Below are 18,773 nucleotides of genomic sequence, written 5' to 3'. Positions count from 1 at the left end.
TCAGGCCGCGGCATGCTCCTCGCCCAGCTCTACCGCCATTTGCACGGCAAGCCGCTTGCTGATCTCGGTTTCCGGCATCGGCTTTCCGTAGAAATAGCCCTGCAGCTCGTCGCAGCCGAAGCCTTCCAGCGCCCTTCCCTGCGCCTCGGTCTCGATACCTTCGGCGGTCACGGGAATATCGAGTGAACGGGCCAATGCCACCGTCGCCTGCAGCATTTCACGGGCGCGGTCGTCTTCGAGCACATTCATGGTCAGTGAGCGATCGATCTTGATGCGATCGAAGCCGAACTGGCGCAGATAGCCGATAGAGGAGAAACCGGAGCCGAAATCGTCGAGGGCCACCTTGACCCCGAGTGTCTTTAGCCGCTCGATCGACTGGCGGGTGCGCTCCGGATTCTGGATGATGTAGCCTTCGGTAATTTCCAGCGTTACCCGCTCGGCCTCTATCCCCGTCCCGTTCAGTACGCTGCGGACGTAGTCGGCAAAGGCAGGATTGCGGAATTGACCCGGCGATACATTGACGGCGATGCGAAGATCCGGCCATTGCCGCGCGGCTTCACAGGCCTTGCGCAGGACGAGCAGCCCCAGCGCCTCGATCAGACCGCTGGTTTCAGCAATGGGAATGAAGATCTCTGGTGAAATCGGGCCGTGACCGGGACGGTTCCAGCGCACGAGCGCTTCGACACCGATCATTTCGCAGCTCGATGCCTCGACCAGAGGCTGATAGGCGAGCGTCAGCTCTTCCATCTCGATGGCACGGCGCAGATCGAGTTCAAGCGCGTTGCGCTCCTCGCGATGGGCATCCATGGCCGTGTCGTAGCAGGTCATGCGGGCGCGGCCCGCCTCCTTGGCCTTGTACATGGCAAGATCGGCACGCCGCACCAGTTCCTCTCTGTCGATCCGGCCTTCCGGCGAACTCGCTATGCCGATGCTGGTGCCGACGACGACCACCCGCCGGCCGATTTCCAAGGGCTCGGAGAGAAAATCCAGGATCTGTTCCGCAAGCTGCAAGGCAGGCGCGTCGTTGAGTTCCTTCGTCGGGAAGACGACGGCGAATTCGTCTCCTCCAACCCTGGCAAGCGCCGCCTGTGGCGGCACGAGCACGCTGAGGCCTGCCGCCACGGCCCGAATGAGCTGATCGCCCGTGCCATGCCCATAGGAATCGTTGATTTCCTTGAAACCATCGAGATCGAGATAGAGAAGCAGGACATTGGTGCCGTCGCTGCGCGCCCGTTCGACCAGCCGGTCCACATCGAGCCGCAGCCCCTCCCGATTGAGAAGGCCGCTCAACCTGTCACGCAGTGAAACCTGACGCGCCTGAACCTCCTCCGACCGCAACCTCCGCCCAGCCAATGACCCCAAGATCAGCAGCACGACGAAGAACAGGCCGACAAGGCCGAGTGCACCGAGCACCAGTGGCCGGACCTTTTGGTAGCTCATGTCGCCCGGTTCGCGCGAACTCCAGACCAGCCGGCCCAGCGACTTGCCTAAGGGATCGACGATGGAAACCGCATAGCGAGCCACGGTTTCCGGCGGCATCAGCGTCAGGCCGCTGATGACATAGGTGTTGGAAAGCATCTTGATGCGAGCAGCGTCGAGATAACGCACGAGGATCAGATAACGACGCTGGCCTTCCGGCGCGGGAATGCGGCCGGATCTTTCGCGGATGGTCGCCGCGCCAGCGGCGGCGATACCATCCCTGGTCATGATGTAACCCGAGGCTTCCGGCACACCGGTCACGCGCGTGGTGCGCGCCTGATCGACCAGGGCCCAAATGGCGGTGCCGAGGACGTCTTCGATATTCTCCGTCAACGGCACGCCGTCGTGATAGGCAATGATAGGCTTGTTGTGGTCGTCGACGATAACGGCGGTATCGAACAGCGCGCCGTCGGAGGAGATGTCGCCGTAATTGCCGGCGATCCAGCCCCGGTCGTTTGTCCCGTAGACGCTTCGCGCCGCATCGTTGCGCGCGGAATGATCATGCAGCGTCGCTTCCAGCTGCCCCTGGAAGGTTTTCAGGGCGCCGACGGTCGTCTCCCAGGAACGTTCGTCATCCAGCTTGTTGGAGTAATCGGCGACGCGGCCGATTGCGGTCAGCACCATCAGGGTCACGACGGCAACCACAAGAGCAAAGGAAATCAAAACGGCCGTCACAATGGAATGACGACCGATCTGTGTCGCTTGCCGCAATGAATTGAAAGTTGCTCCCACGCCTTTTCTCCTTGGCACGGAAGTCTGCCGTCAGGTCTTCAACAAACGGTTAAGGCGTATCGGAGATTCCTACAGGAATGGGTTGCATATTTGCCGAAGCCGGAAAAATTCATGCGCTGGTGGCAATCGTTTGCGCGAAACGGCTGAGACCCCCGGATAGGAGGCCGTTTTCGCGCGCCTCCAGAAGCATGGCCGCCTGTGCCTCATCGCTCTTGCCCGCAATCGGCAGGCGCAGGAAAGCGTCGGCCACGATGTGCAGCGACATGGTCTGCAGGACCTCGGTCAGCTGTGCCAGGACAAGATCGCCGCGATGGGAAGCATGGGCAAGCATCAACGGCTTGAACGGCACTTCGTCGCGCGACACCAGCCAGTCCAGCGCATTCTTGAAGCCGCCGGGAATACCATGGGCATATTCGGGGCAGGACACGATCAGACCATCCGCCTTACGGATCTCGGCTGCAAATCTCTCGACCACGGGCGGCGTCCTCTCGCCCTCATCGTCGGGATTGAAGGTTGGCAGAGCGCCGATCAGATCGCAGATGGCGATGCTGACGCCGTCAGGACAGGCGAGCTGCAGCGCCTGCAGCAGCCTTCGGCTGGTCGAGGCCTGCCGTTGACTGCCGCAAAGCGCGTAAAGAAAAATCGGCCGTTGGGTCATGCGCGATATCTATCAGGCTTTGCCGATTCAAGCGACCGACACCCTCCCCTTGAGGGGGAGAGTCGGACCGCAGGTCCGGGGTGGGGTAACCCCCGCGTTCACCCCAGAAATCACCCCCACCTGCGCGTTCCGCGCGACCTCCCCCTCAAGGAAGATGGAACCGCATCAAACTGCCTTGTGGTTGCCCTTCGGAAACTGCGAGGCGAGCTCGCGGTACCATTTGCCGCTCTTCTTGACCGTGCGCACCTGGGTCTCGTAATCGACATGCACGAGGCCGAAACGCATGCGATAGCCTTCCGCCCATTCGAAATTATCCATCAGGCTCCAGGCGAAGTAGCCGCGCATCGGATAGCCATCCTTGATGAGATCCGCGACGACACCGAGATGCTCGATATAATAATCGAGGCGCGGCTGGTCATCGACCTCGCCGTTGACGACGCCCATATTGTAGCAGGCACCGTTTTCGGTGATGTAGCACTCCGGCAGGTCGTAGCGCCTGTTGAGATCCTCGACGACGTGCTTCAGACCCGGCGAATAGACCTCCCAACCGATATCCGTTTTTACGTCGCTGACCGGCGGCGCCTCCTTCGTCCAGGGAAAATCGCCACTCTTCGAGGCGTCGTCGGAGACGCGCATCGGCATGTAATAGTTCAAACCCCACCAATCGAGTTTCTGGTTGATGGTCTTCAGATCGCCGTCTTCGATGACAGGCATACGATCGCCGAGCGCCTCGACGAACTCCTTCGGATACTCGCCCTTGAAGATCGGATCGAAGAAGGCGCCGTTGTGAAACTGATGCGCGCGTTCGACAGCGGCGGCATCTTCCGGGCGATCCGAGCCCGGCAGGATCGAAGCGGCATTCAGCACGATGCCGACCGGCACCTTCGGCGCCACGGAACGGATCGCCTCGACGCCGAGACCATGGGCAAGGTTCATATAATGCATGGCATAGAGCGCCGCCTGCATGTTACGCTCGCCGGGTGCATGAACGCCATAGAGATGGCTCAGCCAGACGATGCACCAGGGCTCGTTGAAGGTGGCGACAGAGTCCAGACGGTCGCCGAGGCGGCCCATGACGGTCTTGGCATAGCGCTGGAAGGCATGCGCCGTCGAACGCGCCGTCCAGCCGCCGTCGCCGGCGAGCGCCAGAGGCAGATCCCAATGGTAGAGGGTCGCAAAGGTCTTGATCCCTCGCGCCTTGCAGCCATCGACGAGGCGATCATAGAAATCGAGGCCGGCTTCGTTCACGGGGCCGGTGCCTTCGGGAATGATGCGCGGCCAGGCGATCGAGAAGCGGTAGGCCTCGACGCCCATCTCCTTGATGAGATCGAGATCCTGCTCCAGACGGTTATAATGATCGCAGGCGACGTCACCATTATCGCGCTGATAGACGCGGCCCGGCATGTTGGCGAAAGCATCCCAGATGGATGGCTTACGGCCGTCGGCCTTGGTGGCACCTTCGATCTGGAACGCGGCAGTGGCAACGCCGAATGTGAAATCGCCTGGGAAGCGATCGGCAAGAAGCTTCGGATCGATCATGATGAAAATCCCGTCTGTTATGGCTTCGTTGGCTGCGGTTTAGCCAACCCGGTTGGCAAAGTACAGCGTCGATTTGCGGAAACTGCAACGTTGCAGATGCCGAAAAATGCAGCCGGCTAACGGCTCTGTCCAGGGCCACCCGCAGGGCGATAACATCAATGTCAACAGTCGTGACTTGTCTTTTTGAAGCGGATCAATTGAGGGTAGTGCTCAACTTGACGACGAAAGGATAGAAATGCTCGCTGCTCTCCATACCCTCCACCCTTATCTGCTGAGCCTTCTGCGCATCGTCGCATCCCTTGTGCTGTTCAGCTATGGAACGCAGAAAATCCTGCATTTCCCGGCCGTCGAAAATGTGCCCGCCGTCGGATCACTGCCCTGGATCGCCGGCCTGCTTGAGCTCACCCTTGGCTTCCTCGTCCTCATCGGCTTCCAGACGCGGATTGCTTCGTTCATTCTGTCGGGCCTGATGGCCTTCGCCTATTTCCTGCGTCACGCGCCGCAAAGCTTCTATCCCGCCCAGAATGGCGGAACGGCGGCTATCCTCTTCTGCTTCATCTTCCTGTTTCTCGTCGCCGCCGGCGCGGGCCCTCTGAGCGTCGATGCACTGACGAAGCGCAAACGGGACATCGCTGCCTGAATGAGCAGGTTCGAGGCGGTTCGCCCGCCTCGAACCTGCACCAAACCTAGAGCTTGACCCAGGCACCATTGCGCTTCGAGGACGCAACGCAAGCCTCGACGAAAGCCACGCCCTTCACGCCGTCATCGACGGTCGGATAGACCACGGCGGGATCGACCGCCACGCCCTTCTTTCGGGCATTTATGGCACGCGCAGCCTCGGTATAGATCGTTGCGAAAGCTTCCAGATAGCCTTCCGGATGGCCCGACGGGATGCGCGAGACGCGCGCCGCGGCCGCACCCGAGCCGGCGCCGTTGCGGGTAATCAGCCGCTTCGGCTCGCCAAACGGCGTGTACCAAAGATAGTTCGGATCGGCCTGCGTCCACTCGATGCCGCCCTTTGTACCGTAGACGCGGAGCTTCAGGCCATTCTCGTGGCCCGGCGCCACCTGGCTGCACCAGAGCATGCCTTTCGCCGGCTTTTCCTTGCCCTTCGCCTTGAAACGCAGCAGCACATGGCCGTTGTCGTCGAGGCGACGTCCCTCAACGAAGCTGTCGAGATCGGCAGCAAGGCTATCGAGCTCGAGGCCGGTGACGAAGGAAGCGAGATTATAGGCATGCGTGCCGATATCGCCGGTGGAGCCGCCGGCGCCGGACTGCGCGGGGTCGGTACGCCATGCAGCCTGCTTCTGACCGGACTGCTCGATATTTTCCGTCAGCCAATCCTGCGGATATTCGGCCTGCACGATGCGGATATCGCCGAGCTCGCCGTTGGCGATCATCTCGCGCGCCTGACGGGCCATCGGATAGCCGGTGTAATTATGCGTGAGGATGAAGAGCGCACCGCTTTCATCGGCCACCTTCTTCAGCTTCTTGGCATCGGCGAGATTGGAGGTCAGCGGCTTGTCGCAGATGACATGGATACCGCGCCGCAGGAATTCCTTGGCGGCATCATAATGCACATGGTTCGGCGTGACGATCGAAACCGCCTCGATGCCGTTCTTCAGCTTGGCTTCGCGGATCGCCATGTCACGATAACTGGAATAGGTGCGCGAGGGATCGAGACCGAGATCGCGGCCGGAAGCCTGAGCCCTGTCCGGCGAAGACGAGAGCGCGCCGGCGACGAGATCGAACTGGTCGTCAATGCGCGCGGCGATGCGATGCACAGCGCCGATGAATGCGCCGGCGCCACCGCCCACCATGCCAAGCCGGATGCGCGGCTCGCGCGTCTGTTCCGATGATCCTTCGATTGCCATTTTATCCTCCTGAATGAATGGAATTGTACTTCCCTTCTCCCTGCGGGGAGAAGGTGGCCCGAAGGGTCGGATGAGGGGGGACTCAGCAGACACTGCCTTTCGTTTGTGGCTCAAGGCACTCGTCGCGACGCTCCTCGTCCCCCTCATCTGTCCTTCGGACATCTTCTCCCTGCTAGGGAGAAGAAAAAGAGATTACAGCCCCAGCATGCGCCGGTTCGCCGCCTGGTCCGTGCCGCTGCCCGCAAAATCGTCGAAGGCCTTTTCCGTGACGCGGATGATGTGCGCCTTGACGAATTCGGAGCCTTCGCGGGCGCCGTCTTCGGGATGTTTCAGCGCGCATTCCCATTCGACCACGGCCCAGCCGTCAAAATTATTGGCGGTCATCTTCGAGAAGACGGCGCCGAAATCGACTTGGCCGTCGCCCAACGAACGGAAGCGGCCGGCACGCTCGACCCAGCCCTGATAACCGCCATAGACGCCCTGGCGCCCGGTCGGATTGAACTCCGCATCCTTGACGTGGAACATCTTGATGCGGTCCTTGTAGATGTCGATGTTCTCGAGATAATCGAGGCACTGCAAGACGTAGTGCGAGGGATCGTAGAGCATGTTGGCGCGCGGATGGTTCTTCACGCGCTCCAGGAACATCTCGAAGGTGATGCCATCATGCAGGTCTTCGCCCGGATGGATTTCGTAACAGACGTCGACGCCGTTTTCGTCGGCATGATTGAGGATCGGAGTCCAGCGGCGGGCAAGCTCTTCGAAGGCGGTCTCGACAAGGCCAGCCGGACGCTGCGGCCAAGGATAGATGAAGGGCCAGGCGAGCGCGCCGGAGAAGGTCGCATGCGCCTTGATGCCGAGATGCTTCGATGCCGTCAGCGCCATCTTCACCTGCTCGACCGCCCATTCCTGGCGCGCCTTCGGATTGCCCCGTACTTCCGGAGCGGCAAAACCGTCGAAGGCTTCATCATAAGCGGGATGCACGGCGACGAGCTGGCCCTGGAGGTGGGTGGAAAGCTCGGTGACCTCGACGCCATTGGCGCGAGCAACACCGGCGAATTCGTCGCAATAATCCTTGGAGGAGGCCGCCTTCTTCAGGTCGATGAGCTGGCTTGCCCAGGTCGGAACCTGCACGCCGATATAGCCGGCATCGGCAGCCCATTTCGTGATCGAATCCCACGAGTTGAATGGCGCCGCATCGCCGGCGAACTGGCCGAGAAACAGGCCTGGTCCCTTGATCGTCTTCATCTGTATTTCCTCCCTAATCGCGTTCTGTAAACGTTTCCGATGCCTTTCGGACCCATATCCGAGGCGGCTGAGGTGCCGCAGCCTCCAAAAACTATAGGGTCGTCGGGCTGAAAGTCGAATGCCCCGTGACCTAATCACGGCCCGTCGCCGACGGCAAGAGGTACGTGCCGCAAAAATTACCGCCCGATGCGAAACCAAGTGGCAGACGCGTAAAAACGCCCGCCGGAACCGGCGGGCGCGTCTACTGAATCAGCCGATCAGAATGGAGATTCGGCGAAGTAGAAGTCCTTGGCGTTGTCCTTTGTGACGAGCGTCGCATCGAGGATGTAATTGCCGCGAACCGGAACCTGATCATAGAAGTTGGCGGCAGTCAGCTCCATGGCGGTGCCGACCATTGCTGGCGGGTAGAGCACGTCGACCGGGATCAGCTTGTCACCATCCATGACCTTCTTGATCATGTCCTTCGAGCCGGCGCCGGCGATGATATACTTGATATCGGTGCGCTTGGCCTGCTCGATGGCCTGCAGCACGCCGACGGCCATGTCGTCATCCTGACACCAGACCACATCGATCTTCGGGAATTTGGTCAAATAGTCCTGCATGACCTTGAAGGCGTCGTCGCGGTTCCAGTTGCCATACTGGCGATCGAGAACTTTGACGTTCGAGCCGGCGATGCCCTTGTCGAAACCGTCCTGGCGCTGCTGATCGATCGGGATCGGCAGACCGCGGATGACGACGACCTGGGCATCCGGCGTATTGGCCTTGATGTATTCGCCTGCGACCTGACCGAGCGCCGGATTGTTGCCGGCGACATAGAGGTCACGGACGGAATTGTCGTTGTTGCTCGGCGCACGGTCGACCAGCGCCACGAACTTGCCCTTGTCCTTGACTTCCTTGATGGCGTTGACGAGCGGATCCGGATCCGACGGCAGGATCACGAGCGCGTCGATACCCTGGGTCTCGAGGTCCTGCACGGCGTTTGCCTGGCTGGCGGCATCGGGCGAGGTCTTGACGATGACGTTGAGTCCCGGATGCTCCGCCATCAAGAGCTTGGCGACGCGCTCGGCGTGGAATACCACGCCCGAGGTCCAGCCGTGGTCGGCGGCCGGAATGGAAACGCCGATCGTTACCTTCTTGTCCTCGGCATGGACCGTGCCGGCCAGAGCCGCCATCACGACAGCCAAGCCTATGAGTCTCTTTCGCATGTTTCTTCCTCCCAGATAGAGACAGGGCCTTGTCACCAAGAACCGGGCGCCCCCTGACCCGGCTATTCGCTATTCGCTATTTGCGAGCAAGCGAGCGCTGAACCAGCATGGCGATGATGATGATCGCACCCTGGATGGCACTGAGCAGATACTCGCTGATGAAATTGGAAAGCAGCATGATGTTGCCGACCAGCTCAAGGATGAAGGCGCCGCAGATCGTGCCCCATACCCTGCCCGCCCCGCCCTTCAGCGCCGTGCCGCCGACGACAACGGCGGTGATCGCCTGCAGCTCCCATAGGCTGCCCGTCGTCGCCGACGTCGAACCAAGCCGCGGCACATAGAGAAGCACGGCGATCGACACGCACAGGCCCTGGATGACGAAGGCGATAGTGCGCACGCGGTTGACCGCCACGCCGGAATAGCGCGCAACATCGCGATTGGAACCGACGGCGATGACATGCCGCCCGTAGCGAGTGCGATAGAGAATGAAGGCCGCAATGCCGGTGACGACAAGAATGACCACGATCGGCACCGGCACGCCGAGCACAGAGCCATAATAGGCGGGCTTGTAGAGCGCCTGCAGATTCGCCGGCCGCAAGGTGATCGCACCGCCCTGCGACAGCCAGGTCGTCAAGCCGCGATAGACACCCATGGTGCCGAGGGTCGCAATGAACGGCTCGATCTTGCCCATGGTCGTGATCAGCCCGTTGGCAAGGCCGCACAAGAGGCCGGCGACGATCGAGAACATTACGGCGGCTGCCAGCATCAGGGCGGGATCGGCGATGACACCCGAATTCATCAGGAGGATCATCAGGCTTGCGACGAAGGCAACCATCGCGCCGACAGACAAATCGAGATCACCGGCCGAAATGACGAAGGTCGCCCCAACGGCGATGATGGCAATGAAGGCGCATCTCGTCGCGACATTGGTGAGATTGGTAATGCCGATGAAGTTCGGATTGACCAGCGCGCCTACGATCAGAAGCAGCACCAGCGCTGCAAACGGCGCTACGGCCCTGAGATCGACATCCCGCCAGGAGCGCCCCCGCCGACCGGCCTTTCCGCTACTGTCTTCACCCACGCTCATAACCAAAACCAACCTCCCGTCCCATGACTTCTGGGAATTCACCCTGCCCTGTGCCGCCCATTCAGGCAGCGGTCTTTTTCTTCAGGCCCGCCGCATAACGCATGATTTCCTGCTCGGTGATCTCTTCACCTTCGAGCACGCCGACGATCCGGCCCTCGCGCATGACCGCGATCCGCGTGCAAAGCCCGATCACCTCGGGCATTTCCGAGGAGATGACGATGATCGAATGACCGTCGCGCGCCAGCGCCGAAATGAAATGATAGATTTGCTGCTTCGTACCGACATCGATACCGCGCGTCGGCTCGTCGATGATGATGATCTGCGGCTCGGTTTCCATGACCTTCGCCAGCAGCAGCTTCTGCTGGTTGCCGCCGGACATGCGGCCGGCAACGATATTGCCGTCACGTACGCGTATATCGAAACGGCGGCGCGCCCTCGCCAGCGCATCGGCTTCACTTGAGGCGCTCAGATAGCCGAACTTGCCATGCCGGTCGAGCGACTGCAGGGTCAGATTGACGACCATGCCAGAATTCAGAAGCAGGCCCTTCGACTTGCGGTCCTTGGTCATATAGGCAAGCCCCGCATCGATGGCCGCATGCACGTCATGCGGCGGCACCGTTTGGCCGTTGACGACGACCTCGCCCGACGCACGCGAGCGTAGCCCGACGATTGCCTCCATCAGCTCGGTTCGCCCAGAGCCGATCATGCCGGAGAAGCCCAATATCTCGCCCTTGCGCAGCTCGAAACTTGCATCATGGACGTAGCCCGTCGAGACCGAGGCAACGCTGAGCACCACCTTCTCGTCAACATCGGGCTCGTTCTTGGCCGGATAAAGGCTCGAGAGCTCGCGCCCGACCATCAGCTGGGCGATCGATTCGCCGTCAAGCAGCGAGGTCGGCGATGTCTTCACCCATTGGCCGTCGCGCAACACCGTGACCCGATCCGTCAGTTCCATGACCTCATCGAGCTTGTGGGAGACGAAGACGAAGCTCGTTCCCTGATCGCGCAGCTTGCGCACCTGTTTGAACAGGAAATTGGTCTCCTCGCGCGACAAAACGGCGGTCGGCTCATCCATGAAGACGATGCGCGCATCGCGGCTGATCGCCTTGGCGATTTCCACCATCTGCTTGTCGGCGATGGAGAGCGTACTGATGATGGCGTTCTCATCGACATGCGAGCCGAGAAGGTCGAGCACGCGCCGCGTTTCGGCACGCATATACTTGCGATCGAGCACGCCGAGGCGGGTGACTTCGCGGCCGAGAAACAGGCTCTCGGTGACGGTCAGATGCTCAGCTAGATTGAATTCCTGGTGGATGATGACGATGCCGAGCGCCTCGGCCGCGCCGTTCGGCGGCAGCTTCACCGGCTTGCCATCGAGCAAAATCTCGCCGGAGGTCGGCTGCTCGAAACCGGACAGGACCTTGACCAGCGTCGACTTGCCGGCGCCGTTTTCGCCCATGAGCGCATGGATCTCGCCGGCCCGAAGATCGAAGTTGACGCTGAACAGCACCTGCACGCCGTTGAAGGATTTCGATATCCCTCTCGCAGACAGCACGACCGTACCGTCGACGGCTTCCGAACTCATTGAATCCTCCCTGCGGTCCCACCCGCTTTCCATGCTCTGTAAACCTTTACATAACCTGTGTAAAGGTTTACATCATTGGATATCGCATAAATTTTCGCGGTCACCTTTGACCTCCACCGAAGTCTGTGTAGTCTCCAGCCCCAGACGAGACCCAAGGCAGAGCGCAGTGTCGAATTCCACGCCCGCAACTATCGAAGACGTCGCCCGAATTGCCAATGTTTCGATAGCAACGGTTTCGCGGGCAATCCATATGCCGGAGAAAGTCGCCAATTCGACGCGGCTGAAAGTCAATCAGGCGATCGCCATCACCGGCTATACCACCAATGCCATGGCACGCAGCCTTCGGCTTGGCCGATCGAACATGATTCTCGTGGTTGCCCCCGATATCGGCGATCCCAATTTCTCCAATATTCTCATCGGCCTGGAGAATGAGGCACGTTCGCACGGCTACGGTATCCTCATCGGCCACACACAGAACGACGCGCAGCGCGGGCTCGAATATCTGAAGTTTCTGAACTCCAACCAGGCGGCCGGATTGATCCTTTTTACCGGCATCCTGCCCTTCGGACATCAGACGATGACAGCGCGGCTGCCGCCGAGCGTCGGCGTTTTCGAGCCGGTCTTCAACGGCGGCATTCCCTATGTCGGCGTCGACGATATCGCAGGCGCGCGCAAGGCCATCGACCTCCTGATTACCGAGGGTCATCGCAAGATTGCATTCGTCGGCGATTCCCGCACACGCCTCGCCTACAGCCGCCGGCGCATGGGTTATGAAGCCGGGCTGGATGCGGCCGGCATCGGGCAGGACCTGCGCATCGTGCTGGAAGGCGACGGCACCATCGAAAGCGGGCGGCTCGCCGTCGAGCAGCTTTTCATGCGCGACACCCTGCCGACAGCGTTCATGTGCGTCAACGACCAGACGGCGATCGGCGTGATGATCGGGCTAAAGGCGCGCGGCTATGATATCCCCGAGGATTTTTCGGTGACCGGCTTCGACGACGTACCGCAAGCCGTCTTCATGACGCCGTCGCTGACGACAATCCGGCAGCCGCGCACCGCCATCGGCAAACACGCGATGGCGCTTCTGCTGGAACTGCTTTCGGATGGCGAGCCGGCCGAGACGGAGATCCTGCTGCGGCCGGATCTGATCGTGCGGAACTCGGTCGGAGCTCCGCCGCGCAGTCGACGCTAGGCAGACGCAACGATGCCGCTCGGCAGGATCACCCTCTATGTCCGTGATGTCGAAGCGACGATCAGCTTTTACGAGAAGCATTTCGGGTTCAAGCCACTCCGTCTGGAGGGCGATCGGATTGTTGAGCTGCTCGCGCAGGATGGCGGTGCCAATCTGATGATCCATCCGGCGGGCAAGGCGCAGAAAATGGGCCAGGTGCTGGTCAAGCTGGTCTTCGACGTCGAGCATGTCGAAGCTTTCCGCGCTAGGTGTGCCGAAGAGGGGCTGGAGTTCGGCCCCTTGCATCAGGCCGACGGCTATGCTTTCGCCAATGCCAAGGACCCCTCAGGGAATCCCATAGCCATTTCCAGCCGCGCCTTCAGGCTGAAATCGGGAGGCGATGAACCATCGCCTCCCGAAGCTGTCGATCAAACGTAACGGTTGACGATGTTTTCCAGCAGTTCCTGCTTGCCGGACTTCGGCTGCGGGTTGACGTCCTTGGTCTCGACCCACTGAGCGATCTGATCGAGCGAATATTCGCCGCGCAGCAGCTTCTGGCCCTCGGCCGAATCCCAGCCGGCGTAACGGTCGGCGAGCGGCTTGGAGAGCGCCTTGTCCTCGATCATCTTGGCGGCCGCCTTCAGACCGCGGGCGCAGCAATCCATGCCGCCGATGTGGCCGATGAGCAGATCTTCCGGATCGAGCGACTGACGGCGCAGCTTGGCGTCGAAGTTCGTGCCGCCGGTCTTGAAGCCGCCGCCTGCCAGAACCTGGTAATAGGCCAGCGTCATTTCCGGAACGTTGTTCGGGAACTGGTCGGTATCCCAGCCGGACTGGTAGTCGTTGCGGTTCATGTCGATGGAACCGAAGACGCCGAGCGCGTTGGCGAGCGCCAGCTCATGCTCGAAGGAATGGCCGGCAAGGATCGCATGGCCCTGCTCGATATTGAGCTTCACTTCGTTTTCCAGGCCGTACTTCTTGAGGAAGCCGTAGACCGTTGCGACGTCGTAGTCATACTGATGCTTGGTCGGTTCCTGCGGCTTCGGCTCGATCAGGATCGTGCCCTTGTAGCCGATCTTGTGCTTGTACTCGACGACGAGATTGAGGAAGCGGCCCATCTGGTCCATTTCCCGCTTCAGGTCGGTGTTGAGCAGCGTCTCGTAACCTTCGCGGCCGCCCCAGAGAACATAGTTTTCGCCGCCGAGCTTATGGGTGGCGTCCATGCAGGTCTTCACGGTCGCAGCCGAGAAGGCGAAGACGTCCGGGTCCGGATTGGTCGCAGCGCCCGACATGAAGCGGCGGTTGGAGAAGAGGTTCGCCGTGCCCCAGAGCAGCTTGACGCCGGTCTCGGTCTGCTTCTGGGCGAAGTAGTCGACGATCTCATTCAGGTTCTTGGTGTTCTCGGCGAAATTCTTGCCTTCCGGACGTACGTCGGCATCGTGGAAGCAGTAATAGGGAGCGCCGAGCAAGGTGAAGAATTCGAAGGCGACGTCAGCCTTCAGCTTGGCGGCTTCCATCGTCTCGTGGAACCAGGGGCGCAGGAAGGTCTGACCGCCGAAGGGATCGCCGCCCGGCCAGGTGAAGGTGTGCCAGTAGGCGACGGCGAAACGCAGATGGTCTTCCATGCGCTTGCCGGCAACGACTTCGTCCTTGTTGTAATAGCGGAAGGCCAGCGGATTGGTGCTCTCCGGACCTTCGTATTTTACCTTGCTGATGTCACCAAAAAATCCGGTGCTCATGTCTCATCTCCTTGGGTTGGTGTTTCGGTATTGTTTTGCCACTTTGATGCCCCCCCTCATCCGACCCTTCGGACCACCTTCTCCCCGAGGGGAGAAGGTATGGGTGACTGCAGTAAGCTCCGTCGTCCCCACTCCCCTCGGGGAGAGGACCAGGGTGAGGGGGCTGACCTCAAACCATGCTCAACGGCTTGATCGCCGGATAAACCGCTCGGTAGCGCTTGTAGGCATCCGCATAAGCATCCGTCAGTGACGCGACCGGATCGATCGTGCCGGCCGTCTGCGGCGGGGTGCAGACCGCGACCGGGTCGGCGCCGGTGGCGGCAATCAGGCCGAGACGCGCAGCACCGAAGGCGGCGCCGAAATCGCCGTCCGCCGGCAGGTCGACGGGCACGCCGAGCGCAGTCGCGATCGAGGCCAGCCAGTAGCGGGAGCGCGAGCCGCCGCCGATGGCGGTCACACGTGCGATATCCGTGCCGGCCGAGCGCAGCGCTTCCAGATTGTCGCGGATGGCGAAGGACACGCCTTCGAGCACCGCTTGCGTCAGCACGGCGCGGCCGCTTTCATGGCCGAGACCGATGAAGGCGCCGCGGATCGTCGCGTCGTTGTGCGGCGTGCGCTCGCCGGAGAGATAGGGCAGGAAGGTGACGCTGGTCGGCGCCTTCAGCGTCTCACCAAGCTCGCTGGTGAGTTCAGCAGCAGACTTGCCTGTCACATGCGAATGCCAATTGAGCGCATCGGTTGCCGAGAGGATGACGCCCATCTGATGCCAGGTGTTCGGCAGCGCGTGGCAGAAGGCGTGAACCGCGCTTTCCGGCTTCGGCAGATAGGAACCGTTGGCGGCAAAGAGCACGCCCGACGTGCCGAGCGAGACGAAAGCAGCGCCGTGGCTTACCGTGCCCATGCCGCAGGCCGAGGCCGCATTGTCCCCCGCCCCGCCCGCAACGACGACATCGCCGCCGATACCCCATTTCGAGGCCAACTCGCCGCGCAGTTTGCCGGCAACGTTTGTGCCTTCCACCAGCGTCGGCATCTGCTTTTCATCGAGATTGGTGGCGGCCAGCAGCTCGGAAGACCATTTGCGTTTGCCGGTATCGAGCCAGGACGTACCGGCCGAGTCGGACATTTCCGACATGTGCTCGCCGGTGAGCCAAAGCCGCAGATAATCCTTCGGCAGCAGCACCCAACGCACCCTCGCGAAAATCTCCGGCTCATGCTTGGCGACCCATGCGAGCTTCGGCGCGGTAAAGCCGGGGAAGACGATATTGCCGGTCAGCGCGCGAAATCGCGGATCGGCGTCGAGCGCGGCAGCCTCATGATAGCTGCGTGTATCGTTCCAGAGAATGCAGGGACGCAGCACATTGTCATCGGCATCAAGCAGCGTCGCGCCATGCATCTGGCCGGAAAGGCCAATGCCGCGCACGGCCGCCAACTCCTTCGGATGTGCCGCCTTCAGCCCGGCAACGGCCTCTTCGGTCGCGCGGATCCAGTGGGCCGGATCCTGCTCGGACCAGCCGGGATGCGGGCGCGAGACGTCGAGCCCACCATTGGCCGAGCCGATGATCTTCTGATTGCCGTCGATCAGCATCGCTTTGACGCCGGACGTTCCGAGATCGAGACCTAAATACATCAGATGTTACTCCCTATGCTCTGCCGTGTTCGAATGCTCAGGGCAGATTATCCTTCAAGAAAATGTCGAGACGTATGCGTTCCTGATCGGCGATGACGGCCTGGCCGTCGGCGGTCGCCTTCATGACGCGAATGGCGCTGCGCACCTCGTGACCGGCATCCTGGTTGAGAACGGCATCGATCGTGCCCTCCACCAGCGCTGCGCGCGTATGCTGCGTCAGCTCATGAACAACGACGGTCAGTTCGCGCTCGGGCCTGACGGCCTTCAAGGCCGCGATCAGGCCCCGGTTGCCGGCACCGAGATTGTAAATGCCGATAATGTCCCTGCTTTCGGACAATGCCTTGGAAACGAGCGATCGGGCCAGGTCCGGATCGTCGCGCCCTTCCAATACGGGTCGCAGGTGCAGCTTGGGAAACTCCTCGGCCATGACGTCAGAGAAGCCCTGCAGGCGCTCGCGATGGTCGCGCACCAGCATGGAACCGGCGAGAACGGTAATCTCGCCCTGGCGCCCGCCAAGGAAGCGCCCGAGCAGCCGGGCGGCTGTGCGGCCGGCGGCGATGTTGTCGATGCCGGCATAATGATGCCGGGCGGAATCGGTCAGATCGGAGACAAGCGTGACGACGGGGACACGCTGGGAGACGAGCCGGCCGACCGCAGCCCGAACCTCGGGCGCATCGGTCGCCACCAGCGCGACGCCGGCGATGTCCTGCCCCTGCACCGCGTCGAGCGCCGACACCAAGGCCGGCACATCGAAAGGTGGCACCTCGACGATACGGATATCCGTGCGCTCTATGCTCGCCCGCAACGTCGCATGATGCACCTCTGAACGCAGCCCATGCATGAACGAGTTGTCGCCTGTCGGCACGATGAAGACGAGAGGATAGACGCGGCCCTTGGCCAGATTGGCGGCAGCGACGTCGCGGATATAGCCGATCTCCCGAATGGCGGCCTCCACCTTCTCCCGCGTCACCAGCCGCACTCCCGGCCGCTGGTTCAAGACGCGATCGACGGTGGCGAGGCTGACGCCCGCGGCGGCGGCTATATCATGCACGGTCGGTCTCATCGGCTCCTCCTTGCCGAAATCCTTTACCGCCATTTCTGATGTACGTAAATCAGAAATTTCCGGCCGCTCGATTTTCCTCGCAGGACCATAAACAAAAAAGGCCCCTCACGAGGAGGGGCCATGCCTTGGGAGCATTCTTAAGCGTTGGATCAGTGGCCTCCGCCGCCACCGCCGCCTGTCGGACTGGGCTTGCTCAACATGAGGACGCCGAGGATCATCGCCAGGAACAATACGGTCAGCATCAGGAAGATATCCCCGAAGGACATGACGACCGCCTGTCGCGTCGCCATGTTGACCATCTGCTTCAACGCGGCCTGCTCACCGTCGAGACCGGCTGCGTTGAAATTGGCGGCCATGTTGTTCAATTGGGTGACGGCGGCATGGCTGCCCCAATGAATATGGTCACGCAGGCTGAAATAATGCTGGTCCTGCCGGTTCGTCAGCAGCGTGTTGATGATCGCGAGACCGACGGCACCGCCAAGGTTACGCGTCAGGTTGAACAAGCCGGATGCGCCGCGCATGCGGGCGGGCGGCATGGTTCCAAGCGCGATATTGTTGATCGGCACCATGCAGAGCATCAGACCGAAGCCGCGCAGGATCTGAGGAATCATCAATTCCCAGAAATCCCAGTCCGTCGTCAGGTGCATCATGATGTAGGTACCAGCCGAGAAACTGGTGAAGCCGATGATCATCAGGATGCGGAGATCGATTCTGCCCGCAAGGAAGCCGGCCAGCGGTGCCGTAAAGAACATGGCAAGGCCGGACACGAACATCGTCTCGCCGATCTGCAGAGAGTCGTAGCCGCGGATACGCCCGAGGAAAAGCGGATAGATATAGGTCAAGCCATAGAGACCGATACCCATCACGAAAGAGAACATCGAGCCGAAAGCGAAATTCTTGTTCGTGAAGGCCCTGAGATCGACCACGGGAAATTCGACCGTGAAGGCACGATAGAAGAAGATCACCGCACCGATCGCGGAAGCGATAGCGCCCGCAACGATATAATTGTCGTTAAACCAGTCGTTGGTATTGCCCTCTTCGAGAACATATTCCAGCGCGCCCAGAAAAACGCCCATGGAAAGAAGCCCCCACCAGTCGAATTTCTTCATCAGCGACAGTTCGGGCTTATCGAAATCGATGAAGTTCCAGGTCACGATTGTAACGATGATACCCGGGGGGATGTTGACCAGGAACAGCCAGTGCCAGGAAAAGGCATTGGAAAGATAGCCGCCCACGGTCGGGCCGATGGTCGGCGCAAGCGTCGCGATCAGGCCGATGATCGGCGAGACGACGTTGCGCTTGGATGGCGGGAAGATCGTGAATGCCGCCGCGAACACGGAAGGGATCATGCCGCCGCCGATGAAGCCCTGCAGGGCGCGGTAGACGATCATCTGGTCGATGTTGGTGGCGGTCGCGGCAAGCGCGCTCGCTGCAGTGAAGCCGGCGGCCGAGATTGCGAACAGATACCGCGTCGAAATGATGCGCGCCAGCGTTCCCGACAACGGGATCATGATGACTTCGGCGATCAGGTAGGCCGTCTGCACCCAGCCGATCTCATCCGAACCGGCGCTGAGGCCTGCCTGGATTTCGCTGAGCGAGGCGGAGACGATCTGAATGTCGAGGATCGACATGAACATGCCGAGCACCATCGCCAGAAAGGCGATGAGTTTTTTCGTGTCGATGTGATCCGCCGCTGGCGCGGCGGGGCCGGCCGCGCGCGGAGGCGACCCGGCTGTAGTGCTGGCGGACGACATGCTGCGTCTCTCCCG

15 protein-coding genes are annotated in these 18,773 nt (G+C 61.1%); 3 read left to right on the top strand and 12 right to left on the bottom strand.

Annotated features, from left to right (window positions below; genetic code table 11):
• From DQ393_RS18775 to DQ393_RS18765, 3 genes are all read right to left on the bottom strand, one after another.
• Positions 1–2,211 (bottom strand): putative bifunctional diguanylate cyclase/phosphodiesterase, encoded by a 2,211-nt coding sequence (locus tag DQ393_RS18775; protein ID WP_112343257.1) that lies wholly within the window; start codon positions 2,209–2,211, stop codon positions 1–3.
• A gap of 109 nt (positions 2,212–2,320) precedes the next feature.
• Positions 2,321–2,869, bottom strand: a complete 549-nt coding sequence (locus tag DQ393_RS18770; protein WP_112343256.1) for an NADPH-dependent FMN reductase — start codon at positions 2,867–2,869, stop codon at positions 2,321–2,323.
• Between the two features lie 165 nt (positions 2,870–3,034).
• A complete protein-coding gene (locus tag DQ393_RS18765) occupies positions 3,035–4,408 on the bottom strand; it encodes a GH1 family beta-glucosidase (protein WP_112343255.1) in 1,374 nt (457 codons plus the stop codon).
• A gap of 235 nt (positions 4,409–4,643) precedes the next feature.
• On the opposite strand from DQ393_RS18765, the gene DQ393_RS18760 reads away from it, so the two are divergent.
• The gene (locus DQ393_RS18760; RefSeq protein WP_112343254.1) at positions 4,644–5,048 is read left to right on the top strand and encodes a DoxX family protein; all 405 of its coding nucleotides are present in this window, start codon (positions 4,644–4,646) and stop codon (positions 5,046–5,048) included.
• Positions 5,049–5,094: 46 nt separating this feature from the next.
• Here the strand turns inward: DQ393_RS18760 and DQ393_RS18755 are convergent, their stop codons facing one another.
• The 5 genes from DQ393_RS18755 to DQ393_RS18735 form a co-directional block, all read right to left on the bottom strand.
• On the bottom strand, positions 5,095–6,282 hold the full coding sequence (locus DQ393_RS18755) for a Gfo/Idh/MocA family protein (protein WP_112343253.1): 1,188 nt from the start codon (positions 6,280–6,282) through the stop codon (positions 5,095–5,097).
• A 192-nt stretch (positions 6,283–6,474) separates the two neighbouring features.
• A complete protein-coding gene (locus DQ393_RS18750) occupies positions 6,475–7,527 on the bottom strand; it encodes a sugar phosphate isomerase/epimerase family protein (protein ID WP_112343252.1) in 1,053 nt (350 codons plus the stop codon).
• 257 nt (positions 7,528–7,784) lie between these two features.
• A complete protein-coding gene (locus tag DQ393_RS18745) occupies positions 7,785–8,732 on the bottom strand; it encodes a substrate-binding domain-containing protein (protein ID WP_112343251.1) in 948 nt (315 codons plus the stop codon).
• Between the two features lie 76 nt (positions 8,733–8,808).
• Positions 8,809–9,819, bottom strand: a complete 1,011-nt coding sequence (locus DQ393_RS18740) for an ABC transporter permease (RefSeq protein WP_112343250.1) — start codon at positions 9,817–9,819, stop codon at positions 8,809–8,811.
• Positions 9,820–9,880: 61 nt separating this feature from the next.
• The gene (locus DQ393_RS18735) at positions 9,881–11,404 is read right to left on the bottom strand and encodes a sugar ABC transporter ATP-binding protein (protein WP_112343249.1); all 1,524 of its coding nucleotides are present in this window, start codon (positions 11,402–11,404) and stop codon (positions 9,881–9,883) included.
• Between the two features lie 166 nt (positions 11,405–11,570).
• Between DQ393_RS18735 and DQ393_RS18730 the strand changes: the two genes are divergently transcribed.
• Together DQ393_RS18730 and DQ393_RS18725 are read left to right on the top strand one after the other, a co-directional pair.
• On the top strand, positions 11,571–12,596 hold the full coding sequence (locus DQ393_RS18730) for a LacI family DNA-binding transcriptional regulator (RefSeq protein WP_112343248.1): 1,026 nt from the start codon (positions 11,571–11,573) through the stop codon (positions 12,594–12,596).
• A 12-nt stretch (positions 12,597–12,608) separates the two neighbouring features.
• Positions 12,609–13,013: a VOC family protein gene (locus DQ393_RS18725; RefSeq protein ID WP_112343247.1), complete on the top strand. Its 405-nt coding sequence runs from the start codon at positions 12,609–12,611 to the stop codon at positions 13,011–13,013.
• Here the strand turns inward: DQ393_RS18725 and xylA are convergent.
• The 4 genes from xylA to DQ393_RS18705 all read right to left on the bottom strand — a co-directional run bounded on the left by xylA (position 13,004) and on the right by DQ393_RS18705 (position 18,758).
• A complete protein-coding gene (gene xylA / locus DQ393_RS18720) occupies positions 13,004–14,314 on the bottom strand; it encodes a xylose isomerase (protein WP_112343246.1) in 1,311 nt (436 codons plus the stop codon). The genes DQ393_RS18725 and xylA overlap by 10 nt on opposite strands.
• Before the next feature lie 169 nt (positions 14,315–14,483).
• The gene (gene xylB / locus DQ393_RS18715; RefSeq protein WP_112343245.1) at positions 14,484–15,941 is read right to left on the bottom strand and encodes a xylulokinase; all 1,458 of its coding nucleotides are present in this window, start codon (positions 15,939–15,941) and stop codon (positions 14,484–14,486) included.
• A 37-nt stretch (positions 15,942–15,978) separates the two neighbouring features.
• Positions 15,979–17,004 carry a LacI family DNA-binding transcriptional regulator gene (locus tag DQ393_RS18710; protein WP_112343418.1) on the bottom strand — a complete coding sequence of 342 codons (1,026 nt, stop codon included), beginning with the start codon at positions 17,002–17,004 and terminating at the stop codon, positions 15,979–15,981.
• A 149-nt stretch (positions 17,005–17,153) separates the two neighbouring features.
• On the bottom strand, positions 17,154–18,758 hold the full coding sequence (locus DQ393_RS18705) for a DHA2 family efflux MFS transporter permease subunit (protein ID WP_112343244.1): 1,605 nt from the start codon (positions 18,756–18,758) through the stop codon (positions 17,154–17,156).
• Positions 18,759–18,773: the final 15 nt, after the last annotated feature.

It is taken from the genome of Martinezella tropici, from assembly GCF_003287875.1.
GTDB classification, from domain to species: Bacteria; Pseudomonadota; Alphaproteobacteria; order Rhizobiales; family Rhizobiaceae; genus Rhizobium; species Rhizobium tropici_C.
This window is presented reverse-complemented; position numbering and strand designations above follow the sequence as displayed.

Bases quoted from the DNA above. Each gene is read 5' to 3' on its own strand.
- DQ393_RS18770 (WP_112343256.1), bottom strand. From the start codon at position 2,869: ATGACCCAACGGCCGATTTTTCTTTACGCGCTTTGCGGCAGTCAACGG.
- DQ393_RS18765 (WP_112343255.1), bottom strand. From the start codon at position 4,408: ATGATCGATCCGAAGCTTCTTGCCGATCGCTTCCCAGGCGATTTCACA.
- DQ393_RS18760 (WP_112343254.1), top strand. From the start codon at position 4,644: ATGCTCGCTGCTCTCCATACCCTCCACCCTTATCTGCTGAGCCTTCTG.
- DQ393_RS18755 (WP_112343253.1), bottom strand. From the start codon at position 6,282: ATGGCAATCGAAGGATCATCGGAACAGACGCGCGAGCCGCGCATCCGG.
- DQ393_RS18750 (WP_112343252.1), bottom strand. From the start codon at position 7,527: ATGAAGACGATCAAGGGACCAGGCCTGTTTCTCGGCCAGTTCGCCGGC.
- DQ393_RS18745 (WP_112343251.1), bottom strand. From the start codon at position 8,732: ATGCGAAAGAGACTCATAGGCTTGGCTGTCGTGATGGCGGCTCTGGCC.
- DQ393_RS18740 (WP_112343250.1), bottom strand. From the start codon at position 9,819: ATGAGCGTGGGTGAAGACAGTAGCGGAAAGGCCGGTCGGCGGGGGCGC.
- DQ393_RS18735 (WP_112343249.1), bottom strand. From the start codon at position 11,404: ATGAGTTCGGAAGCCGTCGACGGTACGGTCGTGCTGTCTGCGAGAGGG.
- DQ393_RS18725 (WP_112343247.1), top strand. From the start codon at position 12,609: ATGCCGCTCGGCAGGATCACCCTCTATGTCCGTGATGTCGAAGCGACG.
- xylA (WP_112343246.1), bottom strand. From the start codon at position 14,314: ATGAGCACCGGATTTTTTGGTGACATCAGCAAGGTAAAATACGAAGGT.
- xylB (WP_112343245.1), bottom strand. From the start codon at position 15,941: ATGTATTTAGGTCTCGATCTCGGAACGTCCGGCGTCAAAGCGATGCTG.
- DQ393_RS18710 (WP_112343418.1), bottom strand. From the start codon at position 17,004: ATGAGACCGACCGTGCATGATATAGCCGCCGCCGCGGGCGTCAGCCTC.
- DQ393_RS18705 (WP_112343244.1), bottom strand. From the start codon at position 18,758: ATGTCGTCCGCCAGCACTACAGCCGGGTCGCCTCCGCGCGCGGCCGGC.